This window comes from Achromobacter sp. HNDS-1, assembly GCF_040084795.1.
Classification (GTDB): Bacteria; Pseudomonadota; Gammaproteobacteria; order Burkholderiales; family Burkholderiaceae_B; genus Achromobacter; species Achromobacter ruhlandii.
In genome coordinates this window covers 4,792,833-4,806,613 of sequence record NZ_CP157584.1, presented here as the reverse complement: position 1 = coordinate 4,806,613, position 13,781 = coordinate 4,792,833, and the positions used below count along the sequence as shown (strand labels likewise).

Genomic DNA, 13,781 nt, shown 5'->3' with positions numbered 1-13,781 from the left:
CCCGTGGGGGTGTCGCCTGGCCAGGACAGGGCCGATAAAAAAGACTGGCGGGTGCCTGCGCCGTAAGCCTCATGCGTTTCATGTGCGTCGATTCATGCGCTTGATACACCGCACTCGATACGCCACACTTGATACGCCACACTTGATACGCTCAATGCGTCGGGCGGGCCTGCCAGAGATCCAGTATTGCCTGCACGGTTTCCGCAATCGTCAGATTCGACGAATCCAGCACGTGTGCATCCGCTGCGGGAGCCAAGGGCGCCGTGGCGCGCTGCGTGTCGCGGGCATCCCGCTCGCGCATATCCCGCAAAAGGTCGTCTAGATTAGCAGAAATTCCCTTTTCGATCAACTGCTTACGCCGCCGCTCAGCCCGCGCGACCACATCGGCCACCAGGAACACCTTCAGGGACGCATCAGGGAACACCACCGTGCCCATGTCGCGGCCGTCCGCGACCAGCCCGGGAAGCAGGCGGAAAGCGCGCTGGCGCTCGAGCAGCGCCTGCCGCACCCCAGGAAAAGCGGCCACGCGGGAAGCGAAATTGCCAACGGCCTCGCGCCGGATCTCATGGCCGACGTCGGCGCCCTCCAGGTAGACATGGGGGCCGTCGAAACGCACGTCCAGCGTCTCGGCCACGCGGGCCACGGCGGGCTCGTCGGCCGCGTCGACGCCGCGGTTGATCGCCGCCAGGGCGGTCAGCCGGTAGAGCGCGCCGCTGTCCAGCACCGCCCAGCCCAGCGCCTTGGCGACGCGGTGGGCGACGGTGCCCTTGCCCGAGGCGGTCGGGCCGTCGATGGTGATGACGGGAGCAGCGGAAGTCACGATCGGATCAGTCGAAGTCATGTAGGGAAAATGGGCCGGAGCCCGTGGTCGCTACGCCGACACCAGGCCGGCGTAGACATCAAAGTAACCCGGGAACGTCTTGCTGACGCAACCCGGATCCAGAATCCGCACCGCCGCCGGGCCAAACGCGGCCAGCGAGAAGCACATCGCCATGCGGTGGTCGTCCCAGGTGCCGATGTGCGCATCGCGCCAGCCCCCCTCGGCGGGTGGCGTCACGCTCAGCCAATCCGGCCCCGATTCCACCCGCGCGCCCAGCTTCTCCAGCTCGGTCTGCATGGCGTGGATGCGATCGGTTTCCTTGACGCGCCAGCTGCCGATATTGCGCAGGCGGCAGGGGCCATCGGCGTACAGCGCCAGCGCGGCGGCCGTCATGGCGGCGTCGGGAATCAGGTTGAAATCGGTGTCGAAGGCCTTCAGCCGACCGCCCTCGGCCACGCGCACGCCGGTCACTTCGATCCAGCCGTCGCCGTAGGTCACGCTCGCGCCCATGGCCGCCAGGGTCTCGGCGAATTTGACGTCGCCCTGGATGCTGTCGGCGCCCACGCCGGTCACCCGCAGCGGACCGCCGCCGATGGCGCCCAGCGCCAGGAAATACGACGCGGTGGAGGCATCGCCCTCGACCGCGATGCGGCCCGGGCTGCGGTAGCGGGCGCCGCCGGCGATGGTGAAGCGGCTCCAGCCGTCGCGCTGCACGGTCACGCCGAAACGCGCCATGAGATTCAGGGTGATTTCAATGTAGGGCTTGGAGATCAGTTCGCCCAGCACCTCGATCACCACCGGCTGGCCGCTCTGGCCGGCCTGCAGCGGCGCGGCCATCAGCAAGGCGGTCAGGAACTGGCTGGAGACCGAACCTTGCACCTGCGTCACGGCCGGCGTCGCGATCTCGCCGCGGCCGATATGCAGCGGCGGGTAGCCAGGCTGCCCCAGGTAGTCAATGCGGGCGCCGAGCGCCTTGAGCGCATCGACCAGGTCGCCGATGGGACGCTCGTGCATGCGCGGCACGCCGGACAGGCGGTAGTCGCCGCCCATCAGTGCCAAGGCCGCCGTCAGCGGCCGGATGGCGGTGCCGGCGTTGCCCATGAACAGGTCGGCGCTGTCGACCGGAAAGCGGCTCACGCCGCGCACGGTGACGCGGCCCTCGGCCAGCTCGGACACCGCCACGCCCAACTGCCGCAGGGCGGCCAGCATCACGCGGGTGTCATCCGAATCCAGCAGCCCCGTGATGGCGGTCTCGCCCTCGGCGATGGCTGCCAGCAGCAACACGCGGTTGGAAATGCTCTTGGAGCCGGGCAAGGCCATGACGCCCTGCGCGCGCCGCACGCGCGGCAGATCCAGGAAAGGCAACGCGCCCATGTCGATTACTCCTTGCGCCAGTTGCGGCGCGCCTGCGCCGCCGTGTCCAGCAATGCCAGCAAGGCCGCGCCGTCGCCGCCATCGATCGCGCGCTCGGCCCGATCCAGCACGGCGCGCACGGCCGCCAGCTCGGCCAACATGGCGTTGCGGTTGGATAGAAAGATATCGCGCCACATCTCGGGCGAACCCGCCGCGATGCGGGTGAAGTCGCGGAAGCCGCTACCGGCCAGCGCCAGCCGCGTGGCGGCGTCCTCGGCGGTCGCGACCTGTTCCATGTAAACCGACGACAGCAGGTGCGGCAGGTGGCTGACCGACGCCAGCACCCGGTCATGCGCGCCGGCCTCCATGTCGATCACTTGTGCGCCACAGGCCCGCCACGCGTCGCGCACCAGGGCAATGGCGGCGGCACTGTTCTCGGCCAGCGGCGTCAGGATGACGCAACGGGTTTGATACAGGTCGGCATCGGCGGCCTCGGGGCCGCTGCGCTCGGCGCCCGCGATGGGATGGCCCGGCACGAACTGGCCGATGCGCGCGCCCAGCGCCAGGCGGGCGGCATCGACCACCTCGGCCTTGGTGCTGCCGCCGTCGGTCAGCAGCGTCGCATCACGCAGATGCGGCAGCATGCGCGCCAGCATGTCCTTCAGGCCACCCACGGGCGTGGCCAGGAACACCAGGTCGGCGCGGGCGGCGGCCTCTTCGGCGCTGACGGCTTCGTCGATCAGGCCCAGCTCCACCGCGCGCGCCAGCGACGCGGCATTGCGGCCCACGCCCAGCACCCGTCCCACCTGCCCCGCCCGGCGCAAGGCCGCGGCGAAGGAACCGCCGATCAGGCCCACGCCGACAACGGCCAACACAGGAATCAGGGGGCCAGCGGCCCCCTGATTCGGCTTGGAGGAAGCGCCGTTCATTCGGACAGGATGGCGGTCAGCGCGTCGATGAAGCGGGCGTTTTCCTGCGGCAGGCCGATGGACACGCGCAGCCACTCGGGCAGGCCGTCGCCGGCCACGGGGCGCACGATCACGCCGCGCTTGAGCAGCGCCAGATTGATGCGCGGCGCATCGCCCACGTGCACCAGCACGAAGTTGCCGTAGCTGGGCACGTAGCGCAGCTTGAGGCGGTCGAAGGCTTCGCACAGCTGCGCCTTGCCGGCCTTGTTGGACGTGTACGCCTGTTCCAGGTAGGCGGCATCGCCCAGCGCCGCCACGGCGGCGGCCTGCGCCAGCGTATTGACGTTGAAGGGCTGGCGCACGCGGTTGAGCAGGTCGGTCAGGGCCGGCTGCGCCACCGCGAAGCCCACGCGCAGGCCGGCCAGGCCGTAGGCCTTGGAGAAGGTGCGCGAGACGATCAGGTTGGGATAGCGGCGCACCAGCGCGGTGCTGTCGAACCGGAATTGCGGTTCCAGGTATTCGTTGTAGGCCTCGTCCAGCACCACCGTGACGCGATCGCCGTGGGCGGCGTGGACGCGCTCCAGGAACGCGGCCACCTGGTCGCCCGGCACGAAGGTGCCGGTGGGGTTGTTGGGGTTGGCGATGAACAAAAGGCGCGTGTCGTCGGCGATGGACTCGAACATGGCGTCCAGGTCATGGCCGTAGTCCTTGGCCGGCACCACGATGTGGCGCGCGCCGCGGGCCTGCGTGGCCAGGCGGTAGACCGCGAACGAATGTTGCGCGTAGACCGCCGACGTACCCGGCTCCAGCAGCGCCAGCGCTGCGATTTCCAGGATGTCGTTGGAGCCGTTGCCCAGCGTGATCCAGTTCATCGGCACTTCGTAGCGCGCGGCCAGCGCGGCCTTCAGATCGAAGCCGTTGGGGTCCGGATAGCGCGCCAGCGACTCGGCGGCGGCCAGCATGGCGGCGCGCGCCGACGGCGGCATGCCCAGCGGGTTCTCGTTGGAGGCCAGCTTGACGATCCCGGCCGGATCCAGCCCGAATTCGCGGGCCAGTTCCTCGATGGGCTTGCCTGCCTGGTAAGGCGCGATGGCGCTGACGTGCGCGGGAGCGGCGAGAGGCTTGGAGGTGTTGGTCATGGAGGACTCACGGCGCCGGGTAGGAACCCAGCACTTTCAGGTAGGCAACCTGCGCCCGCAGGGTATCCAGGGCGAGCGCGACATTCGGATCGTTGCGATGTCCCAGGACATCGACGTAGAAATAGTATTCCCACTCGCCGGTGCGGGCCGGCCGCGACTCGAAGCGCGTCATCGACACGCCGTTGGCCGCCAGCGGCGCCAGCATTTCATAGACCGCGCCCGCGCGATTCGGCACCGCCAGGATCAGGCTGGTCTTGTCCTTGCCGCTGACCAGCGGCTCGATGTTGCCGATGGCCAGGAAGCGCGTGCGATTGTGCGGATCGTCCTGGATGCCGGCGCTGACGACCTGCAGGTTCCAGGCCGGCGCGGCCACTTCGCCAGCGATGGCCGCGATGGTCGGATCGGACGCGGCCACGCGCGCGGCCTCGGAATTGCTGGCCGCGGCGACGCGTTCCAGGTCCGGGTAATTGCGCGTCAGCCAGCCCTGGCATTGGGCCAGCGCCTGCGGATGGGCAGAGATCGTCTTGATGCCGTCCATGTTGCCGGACTGCGACATCAGGCAATGGCGGATGACCAGCGAACGCTCGCCCAGGATGCGTAGCGGCGTGTTCAGCAGCAGGTCCAGGCTGCGGTTGACCGCGCCTTCAGTCGAGTTCTCGACCGGCACCATGCCGACGTCGGCCTGCCCCGCCTCGACGGCGCGGAAGACTTCGTCGAACGACACGCACGGCAGCTTCTGCACCGCGTGGCCGAAATGCTCCAGCGCGGCCTGCTCGGAAAACGAGCCCTGCGGGCCCAGGTAGGCGACGGTCATGCCGCGCTCCAGGCCACGGCAGGCCGAGATGATCTCGGTCCAGACCGAGGCCACGCCGGCCGCGGGAAACGGACCGGGGTTGAGTTGCTGCAGCCGACGGATGACCTCGGCTTCACGCTCGGGGCGCAGCACCGGGCCGTCGGCATGGGCGGCATGCTTGGCTTCGCCCACTTCCTGCGCGGCGCGGGCGCGCTGCGACAGGAGGTCCAGGATCTGGGCATCGAGCGCGTCGATGCGGTCGCGCAAGGGGCGCAGCTTGCGCTGCAGGTCGTCATCCATAGCGGCGCTCGAATTCCTTCAGGTACTCAACCAGCGCGGCCACGGCGGCCAGCGGCACGGCGTTGTAGATCGAGGCGCGCATGCCGCCCACGCTCTTGTGGCCCTTGAGCTGGGTCAGGCCGGCCGCGTCGGCGCCTTGCAGGAAGGCGTCGTTGAGCGATTCGTCGCGCAGCACGAACGGCACGTTCATGCGCGAGCGCACGGGGGCGTGGATCGGATTGCGGTAGAAGCTGGTGCTATCGAGGTAGCCGTAGAGCAGTTCGGCCTTGGCCTTGTTGGCCGCTTCCATGCCGGCCACGCCGCCATTGGCCTTGACCCACTTGAACACCAGCCCGGCGATGTAGATCGCGAAGGTCGGCGGCGTGTTGTAGCGCGAATGCTCGGCGGCCACGTTGGCGTAGTCGAACGCCGACGGGCAGATCGGCAGCGCATGGCCGATCAGGTCGCGGCGGCAGATGGCCATGGTCACGCCGGCCGGGCCGGCGTTCTTCTGGGCGCCAGCGTACATCATGCCGCAGCGGCTCACGTCCATCGGACGCGACAGGAAATGCGAGGAGGCGTCGACCACCAGCGGCACGTCGGGCGCGCCGAGCGCGGCCGTGTCGGGCCAGTCCAGGAATTCGACGCCGCCGATGGTCTCGTTGCTGCACAGGTGCAGGTACGCCGATTCCTTGCGCACCTTCCAGGTGTCGACCGGCGGCACCCAGGTGAACGGCGCCTGTTCGCGCCCGTCCAGCTGCGTTGCCTGGCCGCTGGTGGCCGCGACCTGCGCGTCACCATAGCGGCCGGCTTCCTTGTGGGAACGCGAAGACCAGTGGCCGGTCACGACGAAGTCGGCCGCCGGCGTGCCGCGCCGCCCCATGAGATTCATGGGAACGATGGCGTTCTCCCCGGAACCCCCGCCCTGCATGAACATCACCGCGTAGTCGGGAGACAGGCCGAGCAGATCGCGCAGGTCGCTTTCCGCTTCGTCGCAGATCTGCACGAAGTGCTTGCCGCGATGGCTCATTTCCATCACGGACATGCCACTGCCGTGCCAGTCCAGCATTTCCGCAGCGGCTTGCTGCAGTACCACCTCGGGCAAGGCCGAGGGGCCTGCCGAGAAGTTCCAGGGGCGGGCCATTATTGCTCCGTAGGTTCCGTCGAATCCGTTGCAGCGGCGTCGCCGTTGCCCTCTTCCTGGCCGTCGTCCAGGTCTTCGCTGTCATCGTCCGCATCGCTTTCGACCACGCGGCGCACGCCGGACAGCGAGCTGCCGTCGTCGACGTTGATGAGGGTGACGCCTTGCGTGGCGCGGCCCATTTCGCGGATTTCCGCGACCCGGGTGCGCACCAGCACGCCGCCGGTGGTGATCAGCATGATTTCATCCGACGGCATCACCAGCACGGCGCCGACCACCTTGCCATTGCGCGAGCTGGTCTGGATGGCGATCATGCCCTTGGTGCCGCGGCCATGGCGCGTGTACTCGGTGATCGGGGTGCGCTTGCCGTAGCCGTTTTCGGTGGCGGTCAGCACGCTCTGCGTTTCGTCCCCGGCCACCAGCAGCGCGATCACGTTCTGCGTGTCCTCGAGCATCATGCCGCGCACGCCGCGGGCGTTGCGGCCCATCGGGCGCACGTCGTTCTCGTCGAAGCGCACGGCCTTGCCGGCGTCCGAGAACAGCATGACGTCGTGCTTGCCGTCGGTGAGATCAGCGCCGATCAGGTAGTCGCCATCGTCCAGGTCGACCGCGATGATGCCGGCCTTGCGCGGGTTGGAGAAGTCGGACAGCGGGGTCTTCTTGACCGTGCCGCGCGAGGTCGCCATGAAGACGTAGTGGTCTTCGCTGAATTCCTTGACCGGCAGCACCACCGTGATCTTCTCGCCTTCGGCCAGCGGGAACATGTTGACGATCGGCTTGCCGCGCGAGTTGCGCGTGCCTTGCGGCACTTCCCAGACCTTGAGCCAGTAGACCCGGCCACGGTTCGAGAAGCACAGCAGGAAGTCATGGGTGTTGGCGATGAACAGCTGGTCGATCCAGTCGTTTTCCTTCATCGCCGTGGCCTGCTTGCCGCGGCCGCCGCGCTTCTGCGAGCGGTACTCGGACAGCGGCTGGCTCTTGATGTAGCCGCCGTGCGACAGCGTCACGACCATGTCGGTGGGCGTGATCAGATCTTCGGTGTCGAGTTCGGTCGCGTTCAGCTCGATTTCCGAGCGGCGCGTGTCCTTGGCGCCGGTGGAGAACTCGGCCTTGATGGCCTGCAGCTCTTCGCCGATGATGGTCGTGATGCGCTCGGGACGGGCCAGGATGTCCAGCAGGTCGGCGATGGCGGACATGACGTCCTTGTATTCGCCGACGATCTTGTCCTGCTCCAGGCCGGTCAGGCGCTGCAGGCGCATGTTCAGGATTTCCTGGGCCTGGGTGTCGCTCAGGCGATACAGGCCGTCGCCCTGCAGGCCGAACTCGGCGCCCAGGTCGTCCGGACGGAAGGCCGCGCGGCCTCCCGGCGTATCGCCGTCGGCGCGCGACAGCATTTCGCGCACCAGCGAGGAATCCCACGACTTGGCCATCAGTTCCTGGCGCGCGACGGGAGGCGTCGGCGCGGCCTTGATGATGGCGATGAAGTCGTCGATGTTGGCCAGCGCCACGGCCAGGCCTTCCAGCACGTGGCCGCGTTCGCGAGCCTTGCGCAGCTGGAACACGGTACGGCGGGTGACCACTTCGCGGCGATGCTGCAGGAAGTAGTCGATCATCTGCTTCAGGTTGAGCAGGCGGGGCTGGCCGTCGACCAGCGCCACCAGGTTCATCCCGAAGGTGTCCTGCAGCTGCGTGTTCTTGTAGAGGTTGTTCAGCACCACCTCGGGCACTTCGCCGCGCTTGAGCTCGATCACCAGGCGCATGCCGTCCTTGTCGGACTCGTCGCGGATGTCGGAAATGCCTTCGATCTTCTTGTCGTTGACCAGCTCGGCGATGCGTTCCTGCAGCGTCTTCTTGTTGACCTGGTAGGGGATCGCGTCGACCACGATGGCCTGGCGGTTGCCCTTCTCCATGTCCTCGAAGTGGGTCTTGGCGCGCATGATGACGCGGCCGCGACCGGTGCGATAGCCTTCGCGCACCCCGGACATGCCATAGATGACGCCGCCCGTGGGAAAGTCCGGCGCCGGGATGATCTCCATGAGTTCATCGACCGAGCACGCGGGATTGCGCAGGCAGTAAAGGCAGCCGTCGACCACTTCCTGGAGGTTGTGGGGCGGAATGTTGGTGGCCATGCCGACCGCGATGCCCGAACTGCCGTTGACCAGCAGGTTCGGCAGGCGCGAGGGCAGCAGCAGGGGTTCTTGCTCGCTGCCATCGTAGTTGGGACCGAAGTCGACCGTTTCCTGGTCGATGTCCGCGAGCAGCTCATGGGCGATCTTGGCCAGGCGGATTTCGGTGTAGCGCATCGCGGCGGCGTTGTCGCCGTCGATGGAACCGAAGTTGCCCTGGCCGTCGACCAGCATGTAGCGCATGGAGAAATCCTGCGCCATGCGGACGATGGTGTCGTAGACGGACTGGTCGCCGTGGGGGTGGTACTTACCGATGACGTCCCCGACGATACGCGCGGACTTCTTATAGGCGCGGTTCCAGTCGTTGTTGAGCTCGTGCATCGCGTAGAGCACGCGCCGGTGGACGGGCTTGAGCCCGTCCCGCACATCCGGTAGCGCCCGCCCGACGATCACGCTCATCGCGTAATCGAGGTAACTGCGGCGCATCTCTTCTTCCAGCGATACCGGAAGCGTCTCCTTGGCAAAGGAATCCATATATATAACGACAGAATCGTGTAAGGAGGAACCCGGGCCGGGTAAACAGGAAATTCTATCATTCGATTGGGATCGCGGCCCCAAGGGCCCCGAGCGGCCATCGGCGCGGCCCCGCACGCGGATGTCGGCGGCAAGCGGCACCGGCACGTTCGCCAACCTCCGGCGAGCCTGTTGTCAAAAACCAACATGGCAAACGGATGGAGCGCGGAAAACGTCATATCCAGCACCAATGCGGCTGTCCAGGGAAGCCAAAGCCCCCCAAATGCCTTAAGATTGTTTCCAGCACGCAGGAAACCCAGTAGCTATTCCTTTGAACCAGCTCTTGGCGTTGCTATACTGGCCCCGTTTTCCTGATATGCGGCGGGGGTTCGCTGCGAGTCACTTATCCAGCTTCAAGCTCAACGAGGAGAAACATGAACAAACCCTCCAAATTCGCTCTGGCGCTCGCCTTCGCCGCCGTCACGGCCTCGGGTGTAGCCTCGGCCCAGTCCTATCCGCAGACGGTGGACAACTGGCGCAATCCGTTCGGTAACGTTTGGAAGAACGGTACGAACGAACTGTGCTGGCGCGATGCGTTCTGGACCCCGGCCACCGGCATCCCCGGTTGCGACGGCGTTCCGGTCGCTCAACAGAAGGCGAAGCCGGCCCCGATGGCGGCCAAGGTCGTGTTCAACGCTGACACGTTCTTCGACTTCGACAAGTCGACCCTGAAGCCCGAAGGCCGTCAACTGCTGGACCAAGTCGCCCAGCAAGCTCGCGGTATCGAGCTGGAAACCATCATCGCCGTCGGCCACACCGACTCGATCGGTACGGACGCCTACAACCAGAAGCTGTCCGAGCGTCGTGCCGCTTCGGTCAAGGCCTACCTGGTCAGCAAGGGCATCGATCCGAACCGTATCTACACGGAAGGCAAGGGTAAGAAGAACCCGATCGCTTCCAACAAGACGAAGGAAGGCCGCGCCCAGAACCGTCGCGTTGAAATCGAAATCGTGGGTAGCCGCAAGTAATTGCCGGACTAGCTACAATAAAGGGCCTCGCATAGCGAGGCCCTTTTTTTCGCCCGGCTTGCACCAACACGGTGCAATCAACCCGGCGCCCGCGAGCGCCGCCGTCCCGCTCTATATATATAGAGTGCCGCCTTATGCTGGACCGCCCATGAGCCCCCACACTTCCGACTCCGCCCAAGCCACCATCAACGCCGACCAGGCCGAACTGGACAAGTTCGCCGCGCTGGCCAGCCGTTGGTGGGACCCCGAAAGCGAATTCAAGCCCCTGCACGCCATCAACCCCTTGCGCCTGGAATGGATCCAGGAAAGCGTGGGCAGCCTGGCGGGCAAGAAGGTGCTGGATGTCGGCTGCGGCGGCGGCATCCTGTCGGAAGCCATGGCCCGCGGCGGGGCGGACGTCACGGGCATCGACCTGGCCGACAAGTCGCTCAAGATCGCCAAATTGCACGGACTGGAATCAGGCGTCAAGGTCGAGTACCGCAAGGTGCCCGTGGAGCAATTGGCGGCCGAGCAGTCGGGCCAATACGACGTGGTCACCTGCATGGAAATGCTGGAACACGTGCCGGACCCGGCCTCCATCGTGCGCGCCTGCGCCGCGCTGGCCAAGCCGGGCGGCTGGGTGTTCTTCTCGACCCTGAACCGCAATCCGAAGTCGTTCCTGTTCGCCATCATCGGCGCCGAATACGTGCTGCGCCTGCTGCCGCGCGGCACCCACACCTACGACATGTTCATCAAGCCGAGCGAACTGGCATCAGCCGCCCGCGGCGCCGGCCTGGAACCGGTCGGCATGCGCGGCATGGAATACAACCCGATCACCCAGATCTATTCGCTGACGGCCGACACTTCGGTCAACTACCTGATGGCTACCCGCAAATGAGCGCCCTGATCCTGTTTGATTTCGACGGCACGCTGGCCGACACCGCCCCCGACCTGGCCGCCGCCGCCAACCAGCAGCGCACCCGCCGCGGGCTGGAACCCCTGCCCTACGAAACGCTGCGCCCGGTCGCGTCACAGGGCGCGCGCGGCCTGCTGCGCGTGGCGTTGGGGCTGAAGCCGGGCGATGACGAGTACGAGCCGACCCGCCTGCAGTTCCTGGAAGACTACGCCGCCAGCTCCACGGTCCACAGCAAGCTGTTCCCGGGCATCGAGGCGTTGCTGTCCGATATCCGCCAGCGCGGCCTGTCATGGGGCATCGTCACCAACAAAGTCACCTACCTGACCCTGCCGATCGTCGAGCACCTGAACCTGACCCGTGACAGCGCCGTGCTGGTCTGCGGCGACACCACCGCCCACGCCAAGCCGCATCCGCTGCCGCTGCAGCACGCCGCGCGCGAGGCGGGATTCGCCACCGACCGCTGCGTCTACGTCGGCGACGACCTGCGCGACATCCAGGCGGCGCACGCGGCCGGGATGCCGGCGGTTGCCGCCGCCTACGGATACGTTGGCGAAGAAGACAACATCAGCACCTGGGAAGCCGAGACCTGCGCCAACACGCCAGCCGAGCTGTGGACGGCGATCGCGCCGCTGCTGCCGCGCGATCTGCGTTGAAGCATCGTCATCCGCGCTGATCTCCCCCGACTCGCATCGCCGCCCTGCCCGGCGGCATGCGGGCCGGCATGACAGGAGCACGGTCGGATTAGTTGGCCTGACCGAACAATTTATCCGGCCCAAAAGGGTTTATCCCTGGCGGCCGGTGAATTAAAGTACCTTCAATGCAGGGCAATGCGGGTGCCTCCCGATTGCCTTTCCCGGCCAAGGCCGGATGCCGCGCGGCCACGCCCGCACGGCGATTCTCGTTACGCATCGACGGCTTGCCGCCCTCATGCGCCCGCGCGCCGACGTCTCCCCGGCGCGCAACCTGGACCTTTTAGACCTTTCATCCACTCACCGCGTGTTGCCTCACGGCTTCGCGCGTACCTGGAATTGCCCATGCTTTTGCCCATCCTGTTACTTTCGGCCGCCGGCTTCACCATCCTGACCACCGAATTTCTGATCGTCGGCCTGCTGCCCAGCCTGGCCCGCGACCTTGATGTGACGGTGTCCCAGGCCGGCCTGCTGGTGTCGCTGTTCGCCTTCACCGTGGCCGCCACCGGCCCGCTGCTGACCGCGCTCATGGCCAATATCGAGCGCAAGCGCCTGTTCATCAGCGTGCTGGTGCTGTTCGGGCTGTCCAATGCCCTGGCCGCCGTGGCGCCGAATATCTGGGTCATGGCAGTGGCCCGCTTCGTGCCGGCGCTGGCGCTGCCGGTTTTCTGGTCGCTGGCCAGCGCCACCGCGGTGGAACTGGTGGGCCCGGCCCGCGCCGGCCGCGCCATCTCGATGGTGGCGTTCGGCATCGTCGCCGCCACCGTCTTCGGCATTCCCATCGGCGTGCTGATTTCCGATGCGTTCGGCTGGCGCGCGGCCTTCGGTGTGCTGTCCGCGGTGGCATTCGCCAAAGCGCTGTTGTTGCTGCTGGCCTTCCCCAGCACTCGCATCCGCGCCGAGAACGTGAAATTGGTGACGCAGCTGCGCATCCTGCGCAATCCGATCGTGGTCGGCCACGTGCTGCTGTCGCTGCTGGTGTTCACGGGCATGTTCACCGCCTATACCTATCTGGCAGACATGCTGGAACGACTGGCCGGCTTCAATGGCCAGATCGTCGGCTGGACCATGATGGCGTTTGGCGCCGTCGGCCTGATCGGCAACACCCTGGGCGGCCGCATGGTCGACCGCAGCCCGCTGGGCGCCACCGCCCTGTTCTCGTCGCTGATGGCGGTCGGCCTGGCGTTCGTGGCGCCCGTGATGCAATCGCACGGCCTGCTGGCCGTGGCCCTGACGATCTGGGGCATCGCCCAGGCAGCCCTCTTCATCGTCTGCCACGTGCGGCTGATGAAGTCGGCGCCCGAAGCGCCCGCCTTCGCCGCCTCGCTCAACATCTCCGGCGCCAATATCGGCATCGGCCTGGGCGCGGTGGTCGGCGGCCACGTGATCGACCAATACGGGCTGGCTTCGCTCGGTTGGGCGGCGGCGGTCATCGTGGCGATCTCGGTCGCCCTGGCCTTCGTGCTGATGGCGGCTTCACGCGCGCGCCCCGCCGGCAAGGCGGCCTGCGCCAACGCCTGACCTCCGATTGAGGCCTGCGCGCCACGCCTCACCCGGCGGGCGCGGAAACACAGCGGACTATCGCGTTTACCAGTACAATAGGAAGTTCTTGGGGCCGATCCGGATTCGACGTGGGTCGCGAAACAACTCAGGGCATGCCGAGCACCAGTACGCTCGTTAAACCACTGGAACACTACAAACGCCAACGACGAGCGTTTCGCTCTCGCCGCTTAAGCGGTGAGCCGCTGCACTGATCTGTCCTTGGGTCAGGCGGGGGAAGGCAACTTCCCAGGGGGGCAACCCTCGAACCGCAGCAGCGACATTCACAAGGAATCGGTTTGAACTGGGGTCACACGGTTCAAATTTAAATTACGTGAATCGCTCTGGTCCGGCCTGTCGGTTGGCTAAGTCCAGGGTTAAAACCAAATAGATCGACTACGCATGTAGAACTGGTTGCGGAGGGCTTGCGGACGGGGGTTCAATTCCCCCCGGCTCCACCAAATTTCCGCCATAGCGCCAAATGGCCGACCTTCACGGGTCGGCCATTTTTTTTGGCGGCCGCCACCGAGCGGGCGTCCACAACGCTTGCTGTCCGCC

At 66.6% G+C, this 13,781-nt stretch carries 11 protein-coding genes and 1 other RNA gene; 5 read left to right on the top strand and 7 right to left on the bottom strand.

The features are described 5' to 3' along the window. Nucleotides 1-151: 151 nt before the first annotated feature. From cmk to gyrA, 7 genes are read right to left on the bottom strand one after another with little or no spacing between them, the layout of a single operon-like run. Nucleotides 152-841 (bottom strand): (d)CMP kinase, encoded by a 690-nt coding sequence (gene cmk, locus ABFG95_RS22155; RefSeq protein WP_054416847.1) that lies wholly within the window; start codon nucleotides 839-841, stop codon nucleotides 152-154. Nucleotides 842-871: 30 nt separating this feature from the next. Next, entirely contained in the window at nucleotides 872-2,194 is a 1,323-nt protein-coding gene (gene aroA / locus ABFG95_RS22150) for a 3-phosphoshikimate 1-carboxyvinyltransferase (protein WP_063569849.1), read from the bottom strand. A 5-nt stretch (nucleotides 2,195-2,199) separates the two neighbouring features. Then, on the bottom strand, nucleotides 2,200-3,102 hold the full coding sequence (locus tag ABFG95_RS22145) for a prephenate dehydrogenase/arogenate dehydrogenase family protein (protein ID WP_049072341.1): 903 nt from the start codon (nucleotides 3,100-3,102) through the stop codon (nucleotides 2,200-2,202). After that, nucleotides 3,099-4,220, bottom strand: a complete 1,122-nt coding sequence (hisC, locus tag ABFG95_RS22140; protein WP_348994945.1) for a histidinol-phosphate transaminase — start codon at nucleotides 4,218-4,220, stop codon at nucleotides 3,099-3,101. Before hisC ends, ABFG95_RS22145 begins: the two co-directional genes overlap by 4 nt. A 7-nt stretch (nucleotides 4,221-4,227) precedes the next feature. Further along, nucleotides 4,228-5,313 (bottom strand): prephenate dehydratase, encoded by a 1,086-nt coding sequence (gene pheA / locus ABFG95_RS22135; protein ID WP_054416843.1) that lies wholly within the window; start codon nucleotides 5,311-5,313, stop codon nucleotides 4,228-4,230. Then, entirely contained in the window at nucleotides 5,306-6,436 is a 1,131-nt protein-coding gene (serC, locus tag ABFG95_RS22130; protein ID WP_063581213.1) for a 3-phosphoserine/phosphohydroxythreonine transaminase, read from the bottom strand. The genes pheA and serC overlap by 8 nt, the downstream gene beginning before the upstream one ends. Further along, nucleotides 6,436-9,093, bottom strand: coding sequence for a DNA gyrase subunit A (gene gyrA / locus ABFG95_RS22125; RefSeq protein WP_049072335.1), 2,658 nt, complete (start codon nucleotides 9,091-9,093; stop codon nucleotides 6,436-6,438). Before gyrA ends, serC begins: the two co-directional genes overlap by 1 nt. Before the next feature lie 413 nt (nucleotides 9,094-9,506). Here gyrA and ompA point away from each other — a divergent pair, with 413 nt between their 5' ends. From ompA to ssrA, 5 genes are all read left to right on the top strand, one after another. Beyond that, nucleotides 9,507-10,100 carry an outer membrane protein OmpA gene (gene ompA, locus ABFG95_RS22120; RefSeq protein ID WP_049072334.1) on the top strand — a complete coding sequence of 198 codons (594 nt, stop codon included), beginning with the start codon at nucleotides 9,507-9,509 and terminating at the stop codon, nucleotides 10,098-10,100. A gap of 148 nt (nucleotides 10,101-10,248) precedes the next feature. Further along, nucleotides 10,249-10,977, top strand: a complete 729-nt coding sequence (gene ubiG / locus ABFG95_RS22115; RefSeq protein WP_348994944.1) for a bifunctional 2-polyprenyl-6-hydroxyphenol methylase/3-demethylubiquinol 3-O-methyltransferase UbiG — start codon at nucleotides 10,249-10,251, stop codon at nucleotides 10,975-10,977. Then, the gene (locus ABFG95_RS22110; protein WP_049072332.1) at nucleotides 10,974-11,648 is read left to right on the top strand and encodes an HAD-IA family hydrolase; all 675 of its coding nucleotides are present in this window, start codon (nucleotides 10,974-10,976) and stop codon (nucleotides 11,646-11,648) included. The genes ubiG and ABFG95_RS22110 overlap by 4 nt, the downstream gene beginning before the upstream one ends. A 381-nt stretch (nucleotides 11,649-12,029) precedes the next feature. After that, the gene (locus tag ABFG95_RS22105) at nucleotides 12,030-13,205 is read left to right on the top strand and encodes an MFS transporter (protein WP_059269592.1); all 1,176 of its coding nucleotides are present in this window, start codon (nucleotides 12,030-12,032) and stop codon (nucleotides 13,203-13,205) included. A 90-nt stretch (nucleotides 13,206-13,295) separates the two neighbouring features. After that, nucleotides 13,296-13,684, top strand: a transfer-messenger RNA (tmRNA) gene (gene ssrA, locus ABFG95_RS22100). Nucleotides 13,685-13,781 lie beyond the last annotated feature (97 nt).

Excerpts from the sequence above, each read along its gene's own strand:
- ABFG95_RS22110 (WP_049072332.1), top strand. The coding sequence starts at position 10,974 with ATGAGCGCCCTGATCCTGTTTGATTTCGACGGCACGCTGGCCGACACC.
- cmk (WP_054416847.1), bottom strand. The coding sequence starts at position 841 with ATGACTTCGACTGATCCGATCGTGACTTCCGCTGCTCCCGTCATCACC.
- ubiG (WP_348994944.1), top strand. The coding sequence starts at position 10,249 with ATGAGCCCCCACACTTCCGACTCCGCCCAAGCCACCATCAACGCCGAC.
- hisC (WP_348994945.1), bottom strand. The coding sequence starts at position 4,220 with ATGACCAACACCTCCAAGCCTCTCGCCGCTCCCGCGCACGTCAGCGCC.
- gyrA (WP_049072335.1), bottom strand. The coding sequence starts at position 9,093 with ATGGATTCCTTTGCCAAGGAGACGCTTCCGGTATCGCTGGAAGAAGAG.
- serC (WP_063581213.1), bottom strand. The coding sequence starts at position 6,436 with ATGGCCCGCCCCTGGAACTTCTCGGCAGGCCCCTCGGCCTTGCCCGAG.
- pheA (WP_054416843.1), bottom strand. The coding sequence starts at position 5,313 with ATGGATGACGACCTGCAGCGCAAGCTGCGCCCCTTGCGCGACCGCATC.
- ABFG95_RS22145 (WP_049072341.1), bottom strand. The coding sequence starts at position 3,102 with ATGAACGGCGCTTCCTCCAAGCCGAATCAGGGGGCCGCTGGCCCCCTG.
- ompA (WP_049072334.1), top strand. The coding sequence starts at position 9,507 with ATGAACAAACCCTCCAAATTCGCTCTGGCGCTCGCCTTCGCCGCCGTC.
- ABFG95_RS22105 (WP_059269592.1), top strand. The coding sequence starts at position 12,030 with ATGCTTTTGCCCATCCTGTTACTTTCGGCCGCCGGCTTCACCATCCTG.
- aroA (WP_063569849.1), bottom strand. The coding sequence starts at position 2,194 with ATGGGCGCGTTGCCTTTCCTGGATCTGCCGCGCGTGCGGCGCGCGCAG.